The organism is Arthrobacter sp. NPDC090010 (assembly GCF_044748305.1).
Classification (GTDB): domain Bacteria; phylum Actinomycetota; class Actinomycetes; order Actinomycetales; family Micrococcaceae; genus Arthrobacter_E.
This window is the reverse complement of sequence record NZ_JBIVFT010000003.1, coordinates 337,725-361,520: the sequence shown is the minus strand read 5'-3', so window position 1 is coordinate 361,520 and position 23,796 is coordinate 337,725. Positions and strand designations below refer to the sequence as shown.

The following is a 23,796-nucleotide window of genomic DNA, read 5'->3' as shown; positions in this document are numbered from 1 at the left end:
CGTCCGGCTTCTTTCGGTGGTACCGGTGTTCGGGGCTTCAAACAGCTACCCGGGGTAGCTGATTCACGCCCCGAACAGCGGACTCAGCGAAGGCGAACATTGAGGCGCCGCGCCGCAGTCGCCAACCACCCAGCACGGCTACTCCAGCATCTCCAGCTGAACCAGCCGCAGAGGACTCAGCGCCGTGAAGCGGACGGCCGTGAAGAGCGCCCCCCGGCTCGCACCGTCGTCGGCCGGGCGGAAGGGCCGCACCTGCCCCTCACGCTCGAACTCCTCGCCCTCGCGGTGGTCCAGCAGATGCCATTCACCGGCGACGTCGCGCGCCTCCACACGCCACGACGCCTCCTGGGCGTCCTGCAGCGTCACGGTGTAGAGCGTGGGCAACGGAGTCTCCCCCACCAGCTCGGCGACCACGCTCTCACCGGCAGCCACGGCGAGCGGCGCGGCCCCGGCGTCGTCCGTCACGAAGCCCGGCACCGAAGAGAGCAGATCCCGCCACGGCCGGTCCGGAAGCCCCAGCCCGGGCAGCGCCGCACCGAGCACCTCGTGCGCGTCCTCACCGGCCAGGGACCAGGGACGCGAATCCCCTGCCCAGCCGGACGGCCGGTCCGAAAGCACGAACTCCAGCCGTCCGCCCGCCGCCAGGAGGCTTCGCGGGATGTCCACGCGGTTCCAGGGACGCCCGTTGAAACACACCGAGGAGATGTACGGCTTCCCGGCGCCTTCGGCGGTGATCACGAGCTCCTGACCGCCAAGCGGCCGCAGGACCGTCCGCGATGCCAGCGGCGGCGTCAACAGCAGCCGCCCGGACGCCGGGACCAAGGGGTACAACCCCAGGCAGGCGAACAGGTGCCAGCCGGACATCTCACCGTTGTCCTCATCTCCCGGGAACCCCTGGCCGATCTCCGAACCGCCGAACAGCCGGTCGCGAGCAGTGGTGACGAGCCGGTGGGCCCGGTCGTGCTGACCCGTGAAGCAGTACATGTACGGGATGTGGTGCGCCGGCTGATTGGACAGGCCGAGCATGCCCATCCGCACATCACGAGCCTCGGTCTGCTCATGGATCACGAATCCGTAAGACCCGGCCAGTGCCGGATCGGCCGTCTCGGGCCGTGAGAAGAACGCGTCCAGGGCGATGCACAGGCCATCCTCGCCACCGTGCAGCCGGGCCAGCCCGGCGCCGTCGTGCGGTGCGGTGAACGCGGTACCCCAGCCGTTCGTCTCGGTGTAGTCATAGCCCCACACCTCCGGGTCGTACTCGTCCTCGGAGAGCCGCCAGGCACCGTCCGGACCGCGGCCCAGGAAGAATCCCAGACCCGGATGGAAGACGTTGCGGTACCCGAGGGCGCGACGCGCCAGATACTCGGCCTCGGTGCGGAGCCTCGCACGGTGCACGTCATCGCCCTCGCCCTCCGCAAGCCACCCGGCCAGCACCGCGGCGCCCCAGTCATTGATCGCGTTGTCCAAGGTCCAGGACATGCCCTCATGGACCTCGGTCGAGATGAAGCCCCGGAAGCGGCCCTCCGCGAGCCCCTTGCGGCCCACTTCGGGACGCGGCGCCGGCACTGTCGCGTTGATCAAGGCCGAACGGTAGGCCCCGGCCACGTCCCAGTCCGTGACACCGCCGGCCACCAGATCAGCGAAGACCGTGTCCGTGGTGGTACCGGTCATCGAATCCACCGGTCCGGGCGCACTCCACCGGCTGGTCCAGCCTGAATCCCGGAAGTGCTGGACGAAAGCATCGGCGAGGCCACCCGCGCGGCCCGGCGCGAGCAGCCCGTACAGGGGCCAGCAGGTCCGGTAGGTGTCCCAGAATCCGTTGTTCGCCCCGAAACGTCCCTCCCGCAGGACATGGTCGACGGGGCTCCGGTACCGCGGGCTGCCGTCCGGCGCGGGCTCGTCGTGCCGATTGGGGTACAGGAACAGGCGGTACAGATCGGACCGGATCGCCTGCTCCTGCCCGGCCGTGAGTCCCTCCACCTCCAGCACGCCGAGGCTCTCCCGCCAGGCGTCCTGGGCGGCGGTCAGCATGGCGTCGTAGTCACCGGCCGCGGCGAGGCTGGCGGCCGCCTGTCCGGCATCCACTGTCGAAACACCCAGCACGACGTCGGCGACGCCGGCCGCGCCGGGAAGCGCCACGTGGCCTCCCAGCCGCAGGGCGCCGTCGGGCATGCCGTCCTGCCCTGCGGGCTCGCGGAGGAGATGAGCGGTGGAACCGGCGGGGAAGCGAACGTGGACGTAATGCGGAAGGCGGTTCCCGCCGTCGTGCACCACGACGTCGAGGAAGGATGCCCCGCTCTCTTCTCGGAAGGACACGTCCGTGACGGTTCCGAGGTGGTCCAGCACCACGGAACGCACCGGCTCGGGACCGTCGAAGCGCAGTCCCAGGGCGAAGTTCCCCGCAGTCATCCGGGCGCGGAGACCGTTGTCGAAGGTCACGCGGTACTCGTGCGCCCGAGCCGCTTCAGCATCGTGGCTGAAACTCAGGGCGCGGGCCTCGCGATCCGTGGCGGGTGCGGCGTCGAGGCTCGGCATGAGCTGGAAGACGCCCCGGTCCCCGATCCACGGGCTCGGGAGGTGTGAAGTGGCGAAGGCCGCCAGCGCTGGCCGGTTCCCGGGAAGGCGATTGTGCGCGTGATAGGCGTACGGCCAATTGCCCGCCGCGGCATCGGTCATGGGGAGGCCGAACACGCCACCGTGCGGCAGGCCCACGAGCGGGGCGGTGTTGCCACGGGAGAAACGGTCGCTCGAATGGCTGCCGCGGGTCGCGAGCACGCGTTCCAACGGATCGGCCGCCCGCTCCGGAACCGGTCGGATCCGCGGCCCGTCGAGCCAGACGGCGGCGGCCTCGTCTCCCTCCAGCCAGCACAGGACTCGGGCGACGACCCTTCCCTCGAACGGCTGCAGATCCACTCTCTGGCGATTCCACTGATCCACCAGATGACGACGGGAAGCCAGCTGCGCCCGGGGTTCCAGTGCGGTCCCCGCAGCGTCACGGGCACGCAACGAGCTGAGGCGCGAACCGTCGTCGAACTCCAGGTCGACGGCGAAGGCCGTGGCGTTCCAGCGGGAGCGCAGGGTGGGGCCGGCTTCCGGGAACCAGTCGTAGACGAGTTCCTCGCCGGGGGCGATGGCCCGGCTCTGGATGTCCGGGGCCGGAATCTCCTGCCAAGAGCCGGTTCCGGCGATGCGCGATGCCTCGGGCGAGACGAGTCCCACGCCGGGGAGCGAGTTGTAAGTGCGAGAGGGGCCACCGGTGCGGAGAGGGCTGGACTGCATGTCCAGATGCTATCCAGCGAGTAACTAAACCGCTATAGCTAAACAGAAAGTCGAGAGAAAGCTCTTGACTATAACGGTTTAGTCGATCAGAGTTTCTCCCACTGGGGTTCCCGTCCGGTTCTGTCCCGGTCCACCCCCAAAGCTGTTCAGGTCCACCCCCATCGCCGAACTCGCTAGTTTCGTGCCATATCGCTCACCGAATGAGCGAGGTGGCACGGGATCAGCGAGCTCGGCCGGACCGGGGGCAGGGCGGGAACCAATGATGCAAGACCCTCATCTCCATCTCGGATCGACGAAAAGGACTTGTCCATGACGACACCCAGCTCCACCCCCACCCCCTTCCCCCGGCGGACTCTCCTGCGCGGACTCGGCGGAGCCGTGCTCCTCGGAGCCGCCGGAACGGCGCCCGCCCTGGCCTCCCCGTCGGCCACCACGGCCACCGGACGCATCAAGAGCGTGGCCTACGTCGAGGTCAACAGCAACAGCCTGGCCAATGTCGGCCGCTACACGCTGGCCGGCAGCGGCGCTCCGGTGTTCGACTTCGCGGTGATTTTCGCTGCGAACATCAATTACGACGGCACGAACGCCGTGCTCTACAACAATCCTCAGGTTCAGGCGACGCTCGACTCGGCAGCGACCACCATCCGCCCCTTGCAGCAGAAGGGCATCAAGGTCCTGCTGTCCATCCTGGGCAATCACCAGGGTGCCGGTTTCGCGAACTTCCCGGACTACGCCTCCGCGGATCGTTTCGCGGCCCAGCTCGCCGCCACGGTCACCCAGTACGGCCTGGACGGCATCGACTTCGACGACGAGTGGGCCGAGTACGGCAAGAACGGCACCGGCCAGCCGAACGACTTCTCCTTCGTGTACCTGCTGGACGCGCTGCGGAAGCGGCTGCCGGACAAACTGATCACCTTCTACTACATCGGCCCGGCGTCGCAGCACCTCTCCTATGGCGGCCAGCGCGCCGGTGACCTGGTGAACTACGCCTGGAACCCCTACTACGGCAGCTACAACGCCCCGGTGATCGACGGCATGGGCGCGGACCGGCTCGCCGCGGCGGCGGTGGACCTGAACAACACCTCCACCAGCACCATGAAGTCCTTCGCGCAGCGCACCAAGGCCGACGGCTACGGCGTCTATGTCACGTACGACCTCCGGGCCGGCAACTACGCGACAACGCTGTCCTCCTTCACCCAGGAGCTCTACGGCAGCGCGGCCGTCTACTCCTGAGCACCGTCTGCACCAAGGCTCTGCTTGCACCAGGGCTCTGCTTGCACCCGAACAAGGGCCGACAGTGGCCAAAGCTCGGGCCTGAACCACTCGGCCCCGCCAGGCCGCGGAGCCGGGAACCACTCCGGCCACGACCTCTCACCCTTCGCCACCCTTCGCCGAACTCGCTAGCCAGGTGCGAACCCGCTCACTCAACGAGCGAGTTCGCACCTGAATAGCGAGTTCGGCCGGGTGGATTCATCACAGGTGGATTCATCACGGACCGGGCCATCACAGGCCAGGCCGAGTCATCACGGGGCCGGCCATCACAGGGCCCGTCGGCCTCCTAGAACCGCTGGTCCACTACGCGCAACGCGAGATCCGGTCGGTCCGTGACGAGGCCGTCGACACCCAGATCGAGGAGCCGGACCATGTCCTCCTCCTCGTTGACCGTCCAGACATGAACCTGCTTGCCCAGACCATGAGCCCGATCGACCATCGCCTGAGTCACCACCGGGATCCGCCCGGACTTCTCCGGCACCTGGAACGCATCGACGTCGTCCACCAGGGCGGACAGCCAGCCACCGGGCAGTACTTTCCCGGCCACGAGCGCCGCAGTCGAGGTCTTGCCCGCCGACGAAGCCACGGGCCACGCCACCCGGCGGGTCACCGCCCGACGCGTGGCGTCCGAGAAGGAAGCCACGAGTACACGGTCCTGGAGATTCTTCTCTTCGATCAACGCGGCCAGGGGCTGCGCCGCTTCCGCATCCTTGACGTCCACATTGAACCTGGCGGTCGGCAGGAGATCCACCACATCGGCCAGCCGGGCCACCGGCACCCGGCCGCGCACCTTCGCCTGCCGGATCTCCTCCCAGCTCATCCTGCTGACGACGCCGGGCTTGTCGGTCACTCGGTCGAGGATCGGATCGTGGAAGCACAGCAGCTCTCCGTCGGCAGTCAGCCGTACATCGGTCTCCAGGTGCGTCACTCCGAGTTCGAGCGCAGCGCGGAAGGACTCCAGCGTGTTCTCCAGGCCTTCCAGACGAACCCCGTCGAGGGTTCCCCGGCAGTAGCCCCGATGCGCCAGAACCAGAGGTTTGCCTTCACCACGGGGGTTCCGGAAATATTCCTTGATACTCATACATCACTTCCCATGGATACGTTGCCGGACATATTCCCACCGGAGGACCCGCCTCCGCCGGCCAGTTCTCTGAGTTTTCCTTCGAGCACGCGCGCCACCCCGTCGTCTTCGCAGGCCGGGGCACGGAGTGCGGTCGCGGCGAGAGCCTGAGGATGTCCGCCGGTCATGGCATAACCCTCCCCCGCCCATTCGAGCATCTGGACATCGTTCGGCATATCCCCGAACGCCACCACGTCCTCGGCAGCGATCCCCAGGGACGTCGCATAGCTTTCCAGCGTCCGGGCCTTCGTGAGGCCGGGAGCCGAGATCTCCAGCAGCGCGAAGCGCGCGTCCGAATGCGTCACATGCGCCAAGTCCCCGACGGCGGGTGCCACCAGCGCATGGAACTCCTCCGCGGTCAGAACCGGAGAGACGGCCAGGAACTTCACGACCTTGTCCTCCGCCCCCAGCGCCTCGGAGAGGTTCGCGCTCCGTTGTTCTTTCAAGCGGGAGTCCCCGTGCGCCTGAGCGAAGCCGTCCTCCAGCAGCAGTCCGGTGACACACTCCGCCGCGAAGGCCGCTTCGGGATGAACGTCTCGGATGATCTCCTGCAAGCGGAGGACCGCCTCCCGGTCCAGCGCTTCGACGCCCAGCAGGGCGCGTTGCTGCATGTCCCAGACCACCGCACCATTGGAACAGATGACCGTTCCCGCGTGACCGAGCTGTTCGGCCAGCGGCGCGAGCCAGCGGGTCGGACGTCCGGTCACGAACACCACCTGGACGCCCGCCTCCTGGACCGCGGCGAACGCGGCTCGCGTCCGCTCGGTGATCACGCCGTCGTGACCCATGATGGTGCCGTCCACATCACTGGCCACGAGTCTCATGGTCACGCGCGTTCGTAGTTGGCGATCAGCGTGGCGCGCCCGATGCTGTGACTGAAGAGGTTGAAGCCGAGCAGGCCGGGTGAGCCGTCCGCGCCCACTTCCAGGACGGGGACGTCCACGGCGTGGACCACGATGAAGTAGCGGTGCGGGCCATGACCGTTGGGCGGGGCCGCACCGACGTAGCCGGCGAAACCGGCGTCGTTGCGCAGTTGCAGCGCCCCCTCCGGCAGCAGGACACCGTCCGGGGAACCGGCGCCGGAGGGCAGGCTCGTCACCTCGGCGGGGATGTTCAGCACTGCCCAGTGCCAGAATCCGCTGGCGGTGGGAGCGTCGGGGTCGTACACGGTGACGGCGTAGCTGCGGGTCCCCGCCGGCGCTCCCTCCCAGCTGAGCTGCGGGGAGGCGTCCTCCCCTCCAGCCCCGAAAACCTTGCTGACCTGGGGCTGCGCGAACACACCGCCGTCCTGAACATCCGCACTGGTCACCTGGAAGGCGGCCACCGCGGGAAGTTCGGCATAGGGGTCGTAAGTCATGCTGTATTCCTTTCGGTCCCTGCCCCGCCTCGACGGCGGGCTTCTCCTGCCATTGTCCCCGCAAGCGGGCCCTGCTGGCGAGCGGCCGACGACGACGGGCCTCCGCACAGGGGACGGACCTCCATGCATCGCACAGCAATATGACGTCGGGAGCCGCCCCGGAAGGGCACCCGGTCTATGGTCGGAAGAAGCCGAAAGAGAGGACAGCATGGTCAGTTCCCAGCGATTCGCCGTCGTCGGCGGCGGGATCATCGGAGCCGCGGTCGCACGTGAACTGACCCGGAGGCGTCCGGGAGCCGAGGTGGTGCTCTTCGAGAAGGAGGAGCGGGTCGCGGCGCATCAGACCGGCCACAATTCGGGGGTCGTTCACGCCGGGCTGTACTACGAACCGGGCAGTCTGAAAGCCCGGCTCTGCCGCCGCGGCGTGGACCTGCTCACGGGGTTTATCGCCGAGCACTCCATCCCGTATCAGCAGTGCGGAAAGGTCGTCGTCGCACTCGCCGAGGAGGAACGCCCACGCCTCGCGGCGATCTTCGGGCGGGCGCAGCGGAACGGCGTGCCCGGGGTCCGGCTCATCGACGGGGCCGAGCTGCGGGAGGTCGAACCCGAGGCTCGGGGCATCGCTGCGATCCACTCCCCGGAGACCGGGATCGCCGACTTCGCGGCGGTCACGGCCGCCCTGGTGCAGGATGCCAAGCGTGCGGGTGCCGTCATCCACCTCGGCACCGAAGTCCTGGGGCTGGAGGCCCGCACGGACCGGGTGACGCTGCGTTCCACCCGGGGCGAGGAACGTTTCGACCGCGTCGTGAGCTGCGCAGGCCTCCAATCAGACCGGCTGGCCCGGCGTTCCGGGGCCGCGAACGCCCCGTCGATCGTGCCGTTCTTCGGCCAGTACCTGATCCTCGAACCGCGCTTCGGCGACATCACCCGCGGTCTGGTCTACCCGGTCCCTGACCCGAAGTACCCGTTCCTCGGAGTTCATCTGACCAAGCGAGTGGATGGCGCCATGACGGTGGGCCCGAATGCGTTCCTGTCCTTCTCCCGGGAGATCTACCGCGGGCTGGGCGTGAATCCCCGCGACTGCTTCGACGTCGTCCGGGATCCGGGCTTCTGGCGTTTCGCGGCGGGCAACCTGGCAGCCGCGGGCCGCGAACTTCACGGCGTGCTGTCCGCCAGGCGGTTCATCCGGGATGCGGCGCGCTATGTGCCCGCGGTGGAGGACGCTCGCTTCGAAAGGCTTCCGCGCGGCATCCGCGCCCAGGCGCTCGGTCCCGACGGGCGGCTCGTAGACGACTTCGTGATCCAGCACGTGGGCCGTGTGACGCATCTGCGCAACGCGCCGTCACCGGGCGCGACCTCGTCCCTGGCCATCGCCGAGCACCTGATTGACGAGGTCCTCAGCCAGACGGCCGAATGAGTCAGGCGCGTTCCGCGAGTTCCTTCCGGCTCGGCGGGTTCGCCCCGGCGCGGGACACCGTCACGGCGGCCGCGCGGGCGGCCCCACCGAGCAGCGAGCGCAGTGGCTCCAGCCCGATCCTGCGCAGGCGCTCCCGGTTGAGCACGCCGTCGTACCCGGCATCGACCACGCCGGACAGCAGCGCGGCCATGAACGAATCCCCTGCGCCCACGGTGTCCACGACGTCGACACGCGGCGCGGCGACCTCCACTTCACCGGCAGCGGCCACGGCCCAGGGACCTTCGGCGCCACGCGTGACCACGACGACGGCGGGCGCCTCCGAGCCGCCCAGCGTCAGCCAGCGGCGGGCGGAGTCCCGGACGTCGGCTCCGGGGTAGAGCCACGCGAGATCCTCATCGGAGGCTTTGACGATGTCGGAGAGCGCCACGAGCCGTTCGACCTGTGCCCGCACCGCGTCCGGGTCGGTGGTCAGGCTCGGGCGGCAGTTCGGGTCGAAACTGATGGTGACGCCGGGATGGGCGAACTCGACGGCGGCCAGCACATCGGCCGCACCGGGTTCGAGCACCGTGGCGATCGACCCGGTGTGCAGGAGCGTGCTGCCCTGCAGGAGGGTGGGAAGCCGCTCGACCAGGCCCGGCAGCTGCCAGAGCAGCTCGAATTCGTAGCTCGCCGCGCCACTGTCATCCAGGGTCGCCGTCGCCACACTGGAGGGAAGACCATCCGGAGGAAGAGGCACCATGACCGAAGCGTCCTTCAGGTGGGATGCGATGGCGTCCCCGTACTCGTCCTGCCCATACCTTCCGAGGAACTGCACGGGATGGTCCAGGCGGGCCAGCCCGACGGCGACATTGAGGGGGCTCCCACCCACATGCGCCGCGGTTCCGGTACTGCCGCGGACCACGTCCACGAGGGCTTCGCCAATCACTGTGAGCATGGGCCTCATGGTAGCTAACCCGGCTCCTCGTGGGATTGTGAACCCGCTATTGTGAACGGCAGGCGTCGGCAGGGTGCTTGAACTGCAGGATGGTTGATCCTCAAGGCTGCTTGATCCTCGAGGCTTGGCGTCGCAGACTGGTTCGGCCACCACTAGCAAGTTCCGCGCCGCTGCAGGCCAACGCCACGGAAAGAATCGAAAGACATCAGGCCGGTATGCAATCTCGCCAAGCCACTATCCAGCTTCTTGCCGCCGAACAAGGAGGACGCTGGTCACCGGTCTCCCTCGGAGATGGTCGTTTCCGCCCTCACCTCGTAGTAGATGCGGGACCCTACCTCGGCGTCATCATGCGGAGCGAAACCCACCCGACCGTGAGCCCCGGAGAAACCGCAGAGGTCGTCCTCGATCTTCCATACGACATCGACTACGGCGCACTCACAAGCGGTGCCATCTTCACCATTCAGGAAGGGTCGCGCACGGTCGGCTCGGGACAGATCATCTAGCGACCATCGGCGTCCACGACTGTGCCCCGCCCCCGGCCCCGCCCGCGCGACCTCGCGAGTTCCGTGCGAAGTCGTGCCCTTTGTGAGCGGTATGGCACTCAGCTAGCGAGGTCACCGAAGACCAGCCCCCAAGCTAGCGAACTCGATCCACAGTACGTCCAAGCTGGCGAACTCGTCCGGGCCCCGCCCGTACTAGGCTGGGCAGCATGGCGAGCAATTGGGAACGGCTTGACGAGGAGCAGCAGGCGCTCGTGCAGGAACACGTGGACCTCTACCGGAAGGTCCGCCCGTCCCTGAAGCTCGTGACCCAGGACGTCCTGCTCACCCTGCGCGGCATCCTCAAGGCCTCCGAAGTCACCCCCTTGTTCGTCACCGGCCGCACCAAGACCGTGGAATCCTTCCAGGAGAAGATCTCCCGTCTGGAAGCGCCACTGGAGCCAGGCAGCCAGCCGGCCCTGAAGTTCCCGGATCCCTTCCGCACCCTCAACGACATGGTCGGCATCCGCATCATCACGAAGCTGCCCGCGGACAACGCCACGGTGGCGAATGTGATCAAGAAGCAACGGCAGCTTTTCGACTGCCGCGGGGACCGCGAGAAGGACATCGGCTCGATCGAATCCGGCACCTACGGCTACTCGAGCCGCCATCTGATCCTGCGGACCATCCAGAACGAGGTGGTCAAGGAGTACCAGCAGCTGTTCAACCCGGACATCCCGCCGAACGGCAGCTACTTCTTCGAATGCCAGATCCGCACGGTGTTCGCCCACGCCTGGAGCGAGATCGAGCACGACATCCGCTTCAAGACGGATGACCCGAGAGCCTGGACACCGCAGTTCGACCGCCAGTTCACGGCGACGGCGGCCATGCTGGAGACGGTGGAAGGTGCCTTCGCCGATCTGCAGGAGAGCTACCAAGAGGTCCGCAGCTACTGGGACGAGGACGGCAACGGGGCCATCCCCCTCACCCCGGACCGGGTCCGCCGTGTGTGGCAGACCCTTCTGCCGCACGTGGACCGCAAGGTGGACGACGATTGGGGCTGGGCCGCCGAGCTCCTGGCCGCGCATGGGCTGGACCGCACCATCCAGATGGCGGAACTGCTCGGTGCCGAACGGATCCGGCAGGTCCGGGACGCCCTGGATCACCGCTATTCCCCGGGGCCGGACCGCCTCCTCGACGATCTCCTGCTCTGGAAGTACGGTCAGCAGCACGTGGAACTGACAGCGGAGGCCCCTGACACCACACCGCATCCGCGCCGGGATTCCCTGGGTCGCCGGCTGAAGCAGATCGAGCGGTACCGGACGGTGCACCCGGAGGCCTGACGGCCCCACCCACCACGGGCCAAGGCCCCGCCCATGCGCCGGACCGGCGCACCCACCCCGGCCCCTTGCCCTGAATCATTCGCCCCTGGCACGGTGCTGTGCACGCTGCGTCAAAGCCTCCGGCACGCCCCTCGGCCCAGAATGGTGGGGATGCCGCGCCGCGGCATGGAAGCGACGCGAGGAGCCGACAGATGTCAGAGTCCGATTTCACGCCCGCCGGGCAAGCACCGCTCGGCCGAACACAGGCCGCTCCGGGTTCCGGAACGAGCAGCGCGATCGTCGTGGGCGGCGGGTCCGCGGGCTCCGTCGTCGCCAGAAGGCTGCACGACGCCGGCGTCTCCACGATCCTGCTGGAGGCCGGCGGCGAGGACCTCAACCCCGCCATCCACGAGCCGTCCCGGGCCGGCGAGCTGTGGCACGGCGCCGAAGACTGGGATCGGTACACGGTCCCCCAGGAACACGCGGCAGGGCGCCGCCTGCATCTTCCCCGGGGCAAGGTCCTCGGAGGCTCCCACGCCCTGAACGCGATGATCTGGGTCCGCTGCGCCCCGAGCGACTACGACGGCTGGGAAGCCTCCGGGTGCCCCGGCTGGGGTTGGTCCGAGGTCGAGCCGGTCTACGAGGCCATCGAGAACGATCTGCTGCCCGTCACGGACGACTACCCTCTGACGCCCATTCAGGAGAGCATCATCGGCGCCTATGGCGAGGAAGGCATTCCCCGGAACCCGGACTACAACGGGGAATCTCTCGACGGCGTCTCCCAGGAACAGGTCACTCTGCGGGACGGCCGCCGGGTCAACACCTGGATGGCCTATCTGAAACCGGTGCGCGACGCCGTGGACATCCGTACCGGGGCTCAGGTCCACTCGGTGATCATCGAGGACGGCCGGGCGGTCGGGGTCAGGTACCGCGACGCCTCGGGAGACCATGAACTGCGCGCAGACACCGTGGTGCTCGCCGCGGGCGCCCTGGAGTCGCCGGCCATCCTGCTCCGTTCCGGGATCGGCCCGGCCGAGGAGCTCACGGCCCTCGGGATCGACACCGTCGTGGACGCGCCCCAGGTGGGCGGGAATCTGCACGATCACCTGCTCTCGCCCGTCATCTTCACCACGACGACGCGCGCCGTCGAACCGCCGCAGGAGGGCGTCTCGGTGACCCAGACGCATGCCTTCTGGCGGAGCCTGCCGGAGCTTCCGGAGCCTGACACCCAGCCGATCCACTTCTCCGTGCCCATGTTCTCGGACGAGCTCCCTCCCACGGCGGAACACGGCTTCTCCCTCATGGCCGGCATCATCCGGCCGCGCAGCCGGGGAGCCCTAAGGATCACCGGCCCCGGGCTCGACGATCCGCTGCTGATCGATCTGGCCGCCCTCAGTGAGGAGGAGGATGTCCGTTCCCTCGCCGCCTCGGTGCGGCAGATGCGTCGCGTCGGCCGGCAGCCCGCCCTCGCCTCGGCCTGGGGCGCCGAGGAGCTGTACCCTGGGCCGGAGGTCGCGGACGACGACGTCGAGGACTACGTGAGGCGCACCGCCGTCACCTATCACCATCAGGTCGGCACCTGCCGCATGGGTTCGGACGCGGCCGCCGTCGTCGATCCCCGGCTGCGCGTGCGCGGGGTGGACGGGCTGCGGGTCATCGACGCCTCGATCATGCCGACCATCACGACAGGCAACACCAACGCGCCCGCCATCATGATCGGCGAGCGCGGGGCGGCGATGCTTCTGGAAGACCTGCGCGAAGGCTGAGACCACCGCACACCAGGAAGGGCCGGGGGATCCGATCCCCCGGCCCTTCCTTTCTTCCGGTCCGCCCGGCCGGCACGAGGCTCAGTGCACGCGACGGCCGGCGAACCAGGTCTCCTGGACCGAGGTGTCGATGATGCGCTCCGGATCACCGGCGACGAAGTCTTCGTCCAGGATCACGAAGTCGGCGGACTTGCCCGCCTCCAAGGAACCCGTCTCGGCATCCAGGCCCATCGCCCGGGCAGCGTTGATGGTGAAGACCTCCAGTGCTTCCTCAGCACTGATGGCCTGCTCGGGCCAGAGCACACCTGGCGCACGACCGAGCGGATCGGCACGGGTCACGAGACCCTGGATGCCTTCCAGCGGGTTGGGAGACTCACTCACCGGCCAGTCCGAACCGCCCGCCACGAGCGCCCCGGTGTCGAGCAGGCTCCGGTTGGGCTGGGAATGCTCGGCACGCTCACCGAGCACGGCGGTCAGCGCCGTCGGGATGACACCCGGGAACCAGATGAACGGGGAGATGTCAGCGGACACTCCGAGGCCGGCCAGACGCGGAATGTCCGCCTCGGCCAGGAACTGCCCGTGCGCGATCTGGAGCGGAGTGCCGAGCCCCTCGTCCCGGAGCCGCTCGGCGACATCCAGGACGAGCCGCGCAGAACCGTCCCCGGTGCAGTGCACCTTCGCGCCGAGACCCCGGGAGGCGACGTCGCGGAGCCAACCGTACAGCTCCTCCTCCGTCATCGTGGCGGAGCCGTGGAAGTGGGCTCCATGTGCAGCGTCAGGCACATAGGGTTCCAGGAAGGAGGCGGTGCGGGCCGGGGGCACCCCGTCGAGGAAGATCTTCACGAAGTCCGGCCGGTGATGTACCGTCCGGAATTCCTCACCACGGTCGATGAGGCGGGTTCCGACCGGGTCGAAGCCGAAGATCGGGTCGTTGATCAGAAGTGAGCTCACCGCCCACGCATTGAGCTCCCCGTCCCGGTCCAGGCCCGCCAGGGCGTCGAGGATCTCGAGCGAGACCCCGGCGTCCTGGAAGGCGGTGACCCCGTACGCGCTGAGCAGCTCGACCCCACGGCGCGAAGCCTCCCGGTGCTGTGCGGCGCTCAGCCCGCCCGCGCCGTCGTACGCCTCCTGGACCGGGATCCCCGCAGCCTCGAACAGCACGCCCGTGGGCGTTCCGTCCCCCGGGTCCAGCAGCGTCTCCCCCTCGGCAGGAAGCGTGTCCGCCGAGATCCCGGCGAGTTCGAGCGCCCGGCTGCTGACCCACCGGTTGTGCCGGGAGTCCTCCGCGAGCATCACCGGCCGTCCGCCGGCGGCTTCGTCCAAGCGGTGCCGGGTCTCCGTGGTGGCGAACGTCGACAGGAGCGTCGAAGCGATCACGCCGCCCACGATCCAGGCGTCCTCCGGCAGATCCGCGGCCTTCGCGCGGACCCGCTCCAGGATCCCGTCGAGGTCCAGTGTCGGTTCCAGCACCAGTTCGAACAGCTCGGCACGGCCGGCCAGCGCGTGGTGATTGTGCACGTCGACGAAGCCGGGATACAGCACGGAATCCCTGAGATCCCGCACGACGGCGCCGGGCCCGGCGTCTGCGAGCACCTCCTCCGCGGTTCCGACGGCGCTGATCCGGCCGTCGCGGACGGCGATCGCCTCCGCGAGGGGGCGGGCACGGTCGGCCGTCCGGATCGTACCGACGAGGACGAGATCAGCGGTCATGTCATTGCTCCAGAGGTGGGTCGGTAACGGGTCAGCCGAGGTAAGCGCGGTGCAGCAGCTCGGGCTCGTCCTGCAAGCGGGCCGCGGGGCCGCTGTAGCTCACCTTGCCGCCCGCGACGACGATCGCCTGCTCGGCAAGCCCCAGTGCGAGCTCAGTGAACTGTTCGACGAGCAGGACCCCGACGCCGGTCTCGGCGATCTTCGCCACGATGGGGAAGAGCCGGGTGAACACCACCGGCGCGAGACCGAGGGACATCTCGTCGATGAGCAGGAACGCCGGCTTCGCCGCGAACGCCCGGGCGAGCACGACCATCTGCTGCTCCCCGCCGGAGAGCAGCCCGCTCGGGGAGTCGATCCTCTTCTCCAGCTCCGGGAAGTTCGCCAGGGCGGCGTCGAGTTCCGCGGGGGTGCGGGCGGTCAGGGAGAGGTTCTCCCGCACCGTGAGCGACGGGAAGACGGCCCGGCCCTGCTCGATGTGCACGATCCCCAGCCGTGCGCGCTGGACGCGGGAGAGCTTGTCGATCCGGGTGCCGCCGAGCTGGATCGAACCCGCCGAGTTGGTGACCACTCCGGACACCGATTCGATCAGACTCGTCTTCCCGGCCCCGTTCGGACCGACGAGGGCCAGGACCTCACCGGGCTGCACCGTGAAGGAGACGCCGGAGATGACCGGCCCCGCACCGCGGCTGACGGCGACATCGCTGAGAGTGAGCGCATTCATGAAATCATCTCCGTCTTGCCCATGTATGCGGCGAGCACCGCCGGATCGGCCAGGACATCCGCCTGTGGGCCGGAGGCGATGACCTTGCCGAAGTCGAGGACCGTGAGCCAGGGGCAGACGGAACGGACCAGGTCCAGATCGTGCTCGATGATGATGATCGTGACGCCGAAACGTTCCGGCGTCGCTTTGAGACGCTTCGCCAGGGCGAGGTGTTCCTCATGGGAGAGTCCCGCTGCGGGCTCGTCGAGGATCAGCACCTGCGGACGTGCGAGCACATTGGCTGCGACCTCGACGATGCGGCGGGTCCCGACGTCCACCCGGGACAACCGCTCCGACGCGGCGGGGCAGCCGAAGAAGGCCAGGGTCCCGTCGATCTCCTCGCGGCTCAGGCGCCGACGCGCCACGAAACGGAGGTAAGCCTCCACCGTGAGTTCCGGAGGAACCCGGTCCTGCTGATAGGTGCGCCGCAGCCCGTGCCGTGCCCGCTGCGTCGGGGTCATCCCGGCGAGCTCGACGCCCCCGAGGAAGACCCGGCCACCGTGACCCGGCAGGAAGCCGCTGAGTGCATCCACGAAAGTGGACTTCCCGGCACCGTTCGGTCCGATCAATCCCATGATGGTCTTCGCCGGAACCTGGAAGGTCACCCCGTCCAACGCCTTGAGTTCGCCGAATTCGACGGTCAGGCCCTCCACGGACAGCACCGGGGCGCCGCCCTCCACCGGTGGCGCGGCCGCCGACGGCGAGTCCTCCACCGGAGTCTCAGCGGACTCCGCCTCACTCAGCTCGACGTGCTCCGGTGCGGAGCGACGTCGGCGGCCGATGCCGCCCCGGATGGCCTCGCCGAGATTGGAACCGCTGGTCAGCGCCTGGACACCGAGGAGGCCGAAGATCACGAATCCCCAGTCCTGCGGGATCCCCCAGCGCTTGAGCAGCTCCGGTACCGCCACCCACATGATGCCGCCGAAGATGGCCATGTCGATCAGGTGCGCCCCGGACATGATGGCCAGGATGTACAGCGCGAGGGACAGCAGCGGCGTGAAGCTGGACGCGAACGGCAGCTGCACCTGACCTGCGAGCAGCCCTCCCGAGATACCGCCGAGAGCCGCACTGACCGCGAAGGCCGTGAGTTTCGCGGTGCGCACGCTCTGCCCGGAGGAGGCCGTGCCCCGTTCCGAGAACGCGACGGACTTCCAGCTCGATCCGATGTGGCTGCGCTGGATGAAAAACACCCCGAGCGCGCAGACCGTGAGCACGATGACACTGAAGAAGAAGTACTTGCGGTCCGTGCTGAACAGATCCGGCCGTGCCACCGCGACGCCGTCCGCTGAACCGGGGAACTGCAGCTGAACCAGGGTCACGTCCGCGGCCGCCGCGAACCCGAGGGTCACGACGGCGAGGTTGACGCCGCGCAGACGCAGGGCCGGCAGGCCCACCAGGACTCCGACGACGGCGGCGCTGAGGCCCCCGACGATGAGCCACACCGCGAATCCGCCCGGTGCATTGATCAGGTTGAGGCCCGCCACCACCCAGGCGCCGATCGCCGCGAAGGTCATCTGGCACAGGGCGATCATCCCGGCCGAACCGGTGACCACCCCGAGCCCGAGGATCGCGATCGCGGCCGTGATCGCGGAGACTCCGAGGAAGACGAAATAGCCGGACAGCCCGATGCTGAGCAGATAGCCGACGGCGATCGCGAGGATCGCCACGAGCACGGGCCAGCCTGAACGGAACCAGGGCCGGGAGGAGAACACGTCAGCGCGCGGCATCCCACACCTCCTTGCGCTGCGTCCACAGCAGCAGAATCACGATGAGCAGGAATGGCAGGAAGTTCCGGATGAACGCCACGCCGTCGATCTGGGCGACCAGGCCCGAGAGCATACCGAGCACCAGGCCGCCGACGACGGCGAGACCGAGCCGGCGGAACCCTCCCAGGAGGGCGGCCGCGGCGGCGGGCACGATGAGCATCGCAAGGCTCGTGGCGTCGTTCGCCTGCGACGGCGCCACGATGATGATCGCCGCCGAACTGATGACGCCCGTGATGAACCAGACCCCGATCGAGAGGGGACGGGAACGGATCCCCAGAAGTTCCGCCGTCGTCGGACGCTCACTGAGCGCGCGCAGCCGCGTCCCGACGCTCGTGTTGGTGAGCAGCCAGTGCATGACGGCAGCGACCACGATCGCCATGACGACCATGACGACCGCGACCCAGCTGATCGCGACCCCGCCCACGACCACCGCCGGGCCGGGGATCAGCGGGGCGAACGGCTGCGGCTTGTTCCCGAACAGGATGAATGAGAGGGAGACGAGCAGCAGGAGGGGGCCGACGGTCATGGCCGAACGGTTCGTGGTGCTGGCCTCGGACAGCCAGGTCGCGGCGATCCAGCCGATCGCCGCGGCCAGAAGACCGCCGATGAGCACCCCGAGGAGCGAGCCCAGCCAGACCGGCAAGCCGCTCCCGGTGACGAGCTGCACCGCGCAGAACCCTCCGAACATGCCGGTCGCCGTCTGAGCGAAGTTCACCACCCGTACGAGCCGGGACATGAGCGTCAGACACACGCCGAGCACCGCGTAGAGACCCCCGGCGGCGAGGCCGGACAGTGCGCCTTCAAGCATTCCGGGACCTCAGCTCTTCGGGATCCGGAGCCAGTCCGTTGCGGCCTTCTCCCACTTGTGCGTACCGCTCTTGAGCACGATGGGCCAGCCTGCGCTGGGGACCTCACCGAACTTGTACGGATCGCCGACCATCGGGTTGGACACGGGAGCCGTGTCACGGACGGCCTGGGCCACCGACTCCCGGGTGACATCGCCCTTGACGTTCTTGAGCGCTTCGATGAAGTGCTTGGCAGCGAGGAATCCGCCCTGGCTGAAGGAGGTGAGCGGGATGTTGTTCTTGGTCATCAGATCCCGCCACTCCTTGTTGATGTCGTTCTCCTCCGTGAAGGGGTAGAACTCGGCGGGGACGTAGATCCCGGCCCCGGCGTCATCGACGGCCTTGGCGAAGTTCTCGCTGTAGGTGCTGGTCAGGAAGAGCCAGGTGACGTCGTTCCAGCCCTGCGCGTTCGCGGCCTTGATCTGGGCGATCGCATCGGGTTCGACGCCGTTGATCGCGAGCGCCTTGCAGCCTTGCTGGCGTGCCTTGACGATGTAGGGCGTGTAGTCGGCAGCACCGTACGGCACGGTGTCGTCCACGTACTTGGGCTTCTTGCCCGTGGTCGCGGTCCACTTGTCGATGGCCGCCTGGTAGGTGGGCCGGGTCGATCCGGCGATCTCCAGGAGGATGCAGATGTTGTCCAGCTTCTTGACCTCGGACCCGTAGGTGAGGGTGAGCGTCATGTCGTTGTACGGGCCGACATTGGCCGGCGAGATGTTCTTGCTGTTGAAGCAACCCGTGTCGACGCCGATGCCCGGGATCGAGACGATCCCCTGCTGCTCGTAGTACTTGGAGTTGAGATCGCATTCGAGCAGGCTCGCCGAACCGACCATGGCCACCGCTTCATCTGAGCCGACGAGTTCACGGGCCGCAGCGGTGGCGCTGGCCGGATCACCCTTGTCATCGAGCGCCTTGTAGTCGATCTTCTTGCCGTTCAGTCCGCCGGCGTCGTTGTACGCGTCGAAGACGGCCTTCGCCGCCTGCGAGGCTTCGGGGAAGGTGGCCGCCCCCGATTTGGTGTTGACGGAACCGACCACGATGGATCCTCCGCCACCGCCGCTGTCGGATCCCGAGCAACCCGACAAGGCGAGCGCGGCCGCGGCGAAGGCCGCGAACGTTCCCAGGGCTGTCTTCTTCATGGTGTTCCTCCTGCTTGTCCGCCGCTTCCTCGCGGCGGTCCGTGGTGTTTTCAATCGTTGATGGCCCGCACGACGAGTTCCGAGTCGGGGAACTGTTCGAATGCGGTGACGCGGCCGTCGCGCAGCCGCCAGACGTGTGCGACGCGGGCCGTGAAGGACCGGCCGGTGCGGATGTACGTGCCTGAGTACGTGCCGATCCCAAGGACGACGTCGCCGGCGTCGATCACTTCGTCGACCGCGAGGGTGTAGCCGTCCCATTCCGCAGCGATCCGGGCGAAGACACCCTTCACGACGGCGTCGGGGCCGATGTAGGTGCCCGCGTACGGGAAGCCGGCGGCCTCGGTCCACTCCACGTCGGCGGCGAGCGGCGCGATCATGCCCTCGATGTCGCCACGGTCCGAAGCGGCATAGTGTGCGCGGATGATGTCCGCATGGCGTCCCACGTTCACACCGGCTGTTCGTCGGGGTATGAAACGGAGCCGAGCGGGTAGATGTGCCCGCCCGCCCGGGAGTGTTCCGACTCCCCGGCGCCGTTGAGGCCGAGGAAGATCCCGGTGGTCATCAACTGGTATCCGAGGTCGTGCAGCCAGACGCTCGCCACCGCGATGCGGAACTCCCTGAAGCAGAACAGGTACAGCCCGTCGGCGAACTTCCACACCGTGGAGAGGTCCATGTCCCCGTGGCCGCGCTGGACGCCTTGAAGGCACTGCCAGGCGTACCGCTGGCTCGAGATGTACACATGCTCGTAGAGATGCTGTGGGCTGTAGCGGTAGACGTTCCGTTTGCCGATCAGGTCCCGGCTCGGACCGGGCACCTCGCCGCTCGGTTCCTCCTCTCCGACCGTGCCTGCCCAGAACGTCTGGCCGACCTGAGGGGTGCCCTCGGTGGCTTCCGCTGAGATCTGCGAGCGGACCAGCGTCGCCCGGTGGGTGGCTGTCGAGTAGACGAGCGTGAGCGCCTCGCGTTCGCGGCTCTCCAGCGGGAGATTGACGAAGACGACGTCGTCACGGACGGCGACGGCGTCGTAGGGGTCCGTGGCGCCCGGCTCATCGAGGTCTCCGGTCGCGTTCCAGGTGACCCGGTCACCCTCGAATGCGAGATGGACCGCCGTGCCGCCGTCGAGCGCGATGTCCAGGACCGTCCCGGAGAGATCGACGTTCGGCAACCGGTAGGTGTCGATTCCTGCAGCGAATTCGTCGTAGGTGCGCCATTCCTCGGCGTCGGGTTCGATCAGTGCTGTCACGATGTTCCTCCCCCTCCTCGGGCCGGCGGCCATCCCCTTCGCGCCAGACCCTTGGTGTTAGCTGTGTCACTTCATCGTTGATCGAGGGCGGAACCCCGGCAAGGGACGGGCATCGTTCTGGCACCGACAGTCAACGGACGTTCCTTGGAGGGCAAGTCCCTGTTCACATTCAGCCCGGTAACGCCCCGCCCCTTCGCCGAGCTCGCGAGTTGCTTGCCGGATCGCGCACTGAATACGCGAAGTCGCAAGGAACCAGCGAGCTCGGCGGGCCTGGGGCGGACCAAATCCGTGAGACGGGAGCCACCGCAATGCTTTGGTGCCCTACCCATCGACGTGCCAGCATGAGGGCATGTCCACCGAGAACACGCCCCTGGAGAATCCCGCGCTGGCCACCGAAGCGAAGGTCGCCCGCCTGGCGGTGACCGTGTTCCCGATCCTCGTCCTCGTGGCGGGTTTTGCCGGATTCCTGGCGCCCGGACTCTTCACACCCATGGCCCCCGCAGTCCCTTATCTGCTGGGCGTCATCATGTTCTGCATGGGCCTGACCCTGACGCCTCCCGATTTCGCCTCCGTGGCACGGCGTCCCTGGGCGGTGCTCCTCGGTCTCGTGGCGCACTACGTGATCATGCCGGGCGCGGGCTGGCTGATCGCCACGCTTCTGCAACTCCCGCCCGAACTGGCCGTGGGCGTCATCCTGGTGGGCTGCGCCCCCTCCGGCACGGCGTCCAATGTGATGGCCTTCCTGGCGAAGGGGGATGTGGCCCTCTCGGTCGCCGTCGCCTCCGTGTCCACACTGGTGGCACCGCTCGTCACCCCTGCGCTCACACTGCTGCTCGCCGGATCCTTCCTGAAGATCGACGCCGGCGGGATGGTTCTGGACATCGTGAAGACCGTGCTGCTGCCGGTCATCGCGGGTCTGCTCGCGCGACTGTTCCTGCGGAAAGCCGTGGCGCGGATATTGCCTGCGCTGCCCTGGGCTTCAGCGCTCGTGATCTCCTTCATCGTGGCCATCGTGGTGGCCGGCAGCGCCTCAAAACTCCTGGCCGCCGGCGGGATCGTGTTCGTGGCGGTGGTCCTCCACAACGGATTCGGGCTCGGCCTCGGCTACCTGGCCGGGAAACTCGGCCGCCTGGACGACAGGGCCCGCCGGGCCCTGGCCTTCGAGGTCGGGATGCAGAACTCCGGGCTGGCCGCCACCCTGGCCACGGCGCACTTCAGCCCCCTGGCGGCGCTGCCTTCAGCGGTCTTCTCCGTGTGGCACAACGTCTCAGGTGCGATCGTCGCCGCCTGGCTCGCCAGGAAGCCCATCCGTGACGACGCCACCAAGACCCCTTCCCCCACCCCCACCCCCTAGCCGAGTCCGCTACCGAGGGCGTGAATCCGCTGGCCCGGGTAGCGGATTCACGCCTCGAATAGCGGACTCGGCGAACAGGGCGGGGCACGATAACAGCAATCCCAAGCAATACTTGCTTCAAGTCTTTCGAAGCATCAGCATTCCTGTTGCTCAAAGCGCTCATTCGAGTCCATCGGCAATGATGTTTGACCGCTGTGTTGAACGTCTCAGGAGCAGAACGGCCCGGTGTTAGCTTGATCACCAACGTGGTCATCGGGGACTTACGCGCCCTAGCCTGAAGACCGCACCCCTGCAGAGTCCGGTCTCACCGGAGGCCTCTGCGTGCCCGTTTTGCCGATGTCACACCTCACGGAGGACCCATGAGCGCTGCCCCGCTCCCCGAACCCGGTTCCGCGGCCGCCCTGTCCGAAACCGACAACTCCGGTCTCCGGCGGTCCATGGACACACGCCATCTCGTGATGATCGGTCTGGGCGGCGTCATCGGCTCCGGCCTGTTCGTCAGTTCCGGCTACACCATCTCCCAGGCCGGCCCGCTCGGTGCCGTCATCGCCTACTTGATCGGCGCCGTCGTCGTCTACCTCGTGATGGCCTGCCTCAGCGAACTGGCGATCGCCTATCCCGTCTCGGGCGCCTTCCACATCTATGCCGCCCGCTCCATCGGTCCGGCCACCGGCTTCACCACCGCCTGGCTGTACTGGCTGACCTGGGCCGTGGCAATCGGTTCCGAGTTCACCGCAGCAGGCGTGATGATGCAACGCTGGTTCCCCGGCGTTCCGGTCTGGATCTTCTGCCTGATCTTCGGAGCCGTGCTGTTCACCATGAACGCCATCTCCTCCCGCGTGTTCGGCGAGAGCGAATTCTGGTTCGCCATGATCAAGGTCGCCGCCGTCGTCGGCCTGATCATCCTGGGCGGCGCCGCGCTGTTCGGCTTCCACCCCGCCGCACAAGGCCACTACCCGCAGCTGTTCGAGAACTTCAACACGGCGCACGGCCTCTTCCCGAACGGCTTCACGGGCGTGCTCGTCACCGTCCTGGCAGTGCTCTTCGCCTTCTCAGGCTCCGAACTGATCGGCGTCGCGGCCGGCGAGACCGCGGATCCCGTCCGCAGTGTGCCCCGGGCCATGCGCACCACCGTGCTGCGCCTGGTGATCTTCTTCATCGGCGCCATCACCGTCATCGCGGCGACCATCCCCTACGACAAGGCCGGTCTGGACGAGAGCCCGTTCGTCACGGTCTTCTCGGAGCTGGGCATTCCGTACGCCGCGGACGTCATGAACTTCGTCGTCATCACGGCGCTGCTCTCGGCCGGCAACAGCGGGCTGTACTCCTGCGCGCGCATGCTGTTCTCTCTCGCAGATCAGGGGCACGCCCCGAAGGCCTTCGCCCGCCTGACCAAACGCGGCATCCCGATGGTGGCGCTGGTCGTCAGCCTGCTGGGCGGCCTCGCCTCGCTCGTCAGCAGCGTCATCGCTCCGACCACGGTGTACCTGGTGCTGATCTCGATCGCGGCGTTCGCCACGGTGGCCGTGTGGATGTCCATCGCGGCATCGCACTTCTTCCACCGCCGCGCCTTCGTGCGTAACGGCGGGGACGTCTCGACACTCCCCTACAAGGCCCCGTTGTTCCCGCTGGTGCCTATCGTGGCGTTCGTCGCCTGCCTGGCATCCATGATCGGCATCGCCTTCGACCCCACGCAGGTCGCGGCCCTGTACTTCGGTGTGCCGTTCACGATCGCCTGCTACGTGTTCTTCCACTTCCGCTACGGCAAGGGCCGCAAGGTTCCGGTGGAGGACGGCGGCGTCACCACCTCGGAGAAAGCGGAGCTGCCTGCCGGCGTCTGAGCCGCCCAGCCGGCCCGGCCGAGCTCGCTGGTTTCAGCACGGCATCCCCGCCGAGCCCGCTAGTTCCGTGGGGGGGGGGGGGGGGGCGGGGGGGGGGGGGCGGCCGCCCCGGGGGGGGGGGCCCGGCGGGGGGGGGGGGGGGCGCCGGCCAGAGCAGGCCCGGCGGGGCCGCGCGGCGGCCCCCGCCGCCCG

At 68.1% G+C, this 23,796-nt stretch carries 19 protein-coding genes; 7 read left to right on the top strand and 12 right to left on the bottom strand.

What is annotated here, in order from left to right; genetic code table 11:
- Positions 1–138: 138 nt before the first annotated feature.
- The gene (locus ACIPXZ_RS07090; protein ID WP_400591688.1) at positions 139–3,279 is read right to left on the bottom strand and encodes a GH92 family glycosyl hydrolase; all 3,141 of its coding nucleotides are present in this window, start codon (positions 3,277–3,279) and stop codon (positions 139–141) included.
- A gap of 309 nt (positions 3,280–3,588) precedes the next feature.
- On the opposite strand from ACIPXZ_RS07090, the gene ACIPXZ_RS07085 reads away from it, so the two are divergent.
- On the top strand, positions 3,589–4,512 hold the full coding sequence (locus ACIPXZ_RS07085) for an endo-beta-N-acetylglucosaminidase H (RefSeq protein ID WP_400591686.1): 924 nt from the start codon (positions 3,589–3,591) through the stop codon (positions 4,510–4,512).
- A 325-nt stretch (positions 4,513–4,837) separates the two neighbouring features.
- Here the strand turns inward: ACIPXZ_RS07085 and ACIPXZ_RS07080 are convergent, their stop codons facing one another.
- The 3 genes from ACIPXZ_RS07080 to ACIPXZ_RS07070 are packed head-to-tail and all read right to left on the bottom strand — an operon-like array spanning position 4,838 to position 7,028.
- Complete coding sequence (locus ACIPXZ_RS07080; protein ID WP_400591684.1) at positions 4,838–5,632, bottom strand: glycerophosphodiester phosphodiesterase; 795 nt, start codon at positions 5,630–5,632, stop codon at positions 4,838–4,840.
- Positions 5,629–6,495 (bottom strand): HAD-IIB family hydrolase, encoded by an 867-nt coding sequence (locus tag ACIPXZ_RS07075; protein ID WP_400591974.1) that lies wholly within the window; start codon positions 6,493–6,495, stop codon positions 5,629–5,631. Before ACIPXZ_RS07075 ends, ACIPXZ_RS07080 begins: the two co-directional genes overlap by 4 nt.
- Before the next feature lie 2 nt (positions 6,496–6,497).
- Complete coding sequence (locus ACIPXZ_RS07070; RefSeq protein WP_400591682.1) at positions 6,498–7,028, bottom strand: YbhB/YbcL family Raf kinase inhibitor-like protein; 531 nt, start codon at positions 7,026–7,028, stop codon at positions 6,498–6,500.
- Between the two features lie 208 nt (positions 7,029–7,236).
- Here ACIPXZ_RS07070 and lhgO point away from each other — a divergent pair, with 208 nt between their 5' ends.
- A complete protein-coding gene (gene lhgO, locus ACIPXZ_RS07065) occupies positions 7,237–8,445 on the top strand; it encodes an L-2-hydroxyglutarate oxidase (RefSeq protein WP_400591680.1) in 1,209 nt (402 codons plus the stop codon).
- Between the two features lies 1 nt (position 8,446).
- On the opposite strand, the gene ACIPXZ_RS07060 is transcribed toward lhgO, so the two are convergent.
- Positions 8,447–9,379: a carbohydrate kinase gene (locus tag ACIPXZ_RS07060; protein WP_400591678.1), complete on the bottom strand. Its 933-nt coding sequence runs from the start codon at positions 9,377–9,379 to the stop codon at positions 8,447–8,449.
- 347 nt (positions 9,380–9,726) lie between these two features.
- Between ACIPXZ_RS07060 and ACIPXZ_RS07055 the strand changes: the two genes are divergently transcribed.
- The 3 genes from ACIPXZ_RS07055 to ACIPXZ_RS07045 all read left to right on the top strand — a co-directional run bounded on the left by ACIPXZ_RS07055 (position 9,727) and on the right by ACIPXZ_RS07045 (position 12,946).
- On the top strand, positions 9,727–9,882 hold the full coding sequence (locus ACIPXZ_RS07055; RefSeq protein ID WP_400591676.1) for a hypothetical protein: 156 nt from the start codon (positions 9,727–9,729) through the stop codon (positions 9,880–9,882).
- A gap of 206 nt (positions 9,883–10,088) precedes the next feature.
- Entirely contained in the window at positions 10,089–11,201 is a 1,113-nt protein-coding gene (locus tag ACIPXZ_RS07050; protein ID WP_400591674.1) for a GTP pyrophosphokinase family protein, read from the top strand.
- A 191-nt stretch (positions 11,202–11,392) separates the two neighbouring features.
- Positions 11,393–12,946 (top strand): GMC family oxidoreductase, encoded by a 1,554-nt coding sequence (locus ACIPXZ_RS07045; RefSeq protein ID WP_400591673.1) that lies wholly within the window; start codon positions 11,393–11,395, stop codon positions 12,944–12,946.
- Between the two features lie 81 nt (positions 12,947–13,027).
- On the opposite strand, the gene ACIPXZ_RS07040 is transcribed toward ACIPXZ_RS07045, so the two are convergent.
- From ACIPXZ_RS07040 to ACIPXZ_RS07010, 7 genes are read right to left on the bottom strand one after another with little or no spacing between them, the layout of a single operon-like run.
- Positions 13,028–14,656, bottom strand: coding sequence for an amidohydrolase (locus ACIPXZ_RS07040; RefSeq protein ID WP_400591671.1), 1,629 nt, complete (start codon positions 14,654–14,656; stop codon positions 13,028–13,030).
- Positions 14,657–14,687: 31 nt separating this feature from the next.
- On the bottom strand, positions 14,688–15,377 hold the full coding sequence (locus ACIPXZ_RS07035) for an ABC transporter ATP-binding protein (RefSeq protein WP_400591669.1): 690 nt from the start codon (positions 15,375–15,377) through the stop codon (positions 14,688–14,690).
- Entirely contained in the window at positions 15,374–17,143 is a 1,770-nt protein-coding gene (locus ACIPXZ_RS07030; RefSeq protein WP_400591667.1) for an ATP-binding cassette domain-containing protein, read from the bottom strand. The genes ACIPXZ_RS07035 and ACIPXZ_RS07030 overlap by 4 nt, the downstream gene beginning before the upstream one ends.
- Entirely contained in the window at positions 17,130–17,990 is an 861-nt protein-coding gene (locus ACIPXZ_RS07025; protein WP_400591665.1) for a branched-chain amino acid ABC transporter permease, read from the bottom strand. Before ACIPXZ_RS07025 ends, ACIPXZ_RS07030 begins: the two co-directional genes overlap by 14 nt.
- A 9-nt stretch (positions 17,991–17,999) precedes the next feature.
- Complete coding sequence (locus ACIPXZ_RS07020) at positions 18,000–19,166, bottom strand: ABC transporter substrate-binding protein (RefSeq protein ID WP_400591663.1); 1,167 nt, start codon at positions 19,164–19,166, stop codon at positions 18,000–18,002.
- Between the two features lie 50 nt (positions 19,167–19,216).
- The gene (locus ACIPXZ_RS07015; protein WP_400591662.1) at positions 19,217–19,609 is read right to left on the bottom strand and encodes a nuclear transport factor 2 family protein; all 393 of its coding nucleotides are present in this window, start codon (positions 19,607–19,609) and stop codon (positions 19,217–19,219) included.
- Between the two features lie 2 nt (positions 19,610–19,611).
- The gene (locus ACIPXZ_RS07010) at positions 19,612–20,409 is read right to left on the bottom strand and encodes a MoaF C-terminal domain-containing protein (RefSeq protein WP_400591660.1); all 798 of its coding nucleotides are present in this window, start codon (positions 20,407–20,409) and stop codon (positions 19,612–19,614) included.
- 349 nt (positions 20,410–20,758) lie between these two features.
- Between ACIPXZ_RS07010 and ACIPXZ_RS07005 the strand changes: the two genes are divergently transcribed.
- Positions 20,759–21,763: a bile acid:sodium symporter family protein gene (locus ACIPXZ_RS07005; protein WP_400591658.1), complete on the top strand. Its 1,005-nt coding sequence runs from the start codon at positions 20,759–20,761 to the stop codon at positions 21,761–21,763.
- 359 nt (positions 21,764–22,122) lie between these two features.
- A complete protein-coding gene (locus ACIPXZ_RS07000; RefSeq protein WP_400591656.1) occupies positions 22,123–23,604 on the top strand; it encodes an amino acid permease in 1,482 nt (493 codons plus the stop codon).
- Positions 23,605–23,796 lie beyond the last annotated feature (192 nt).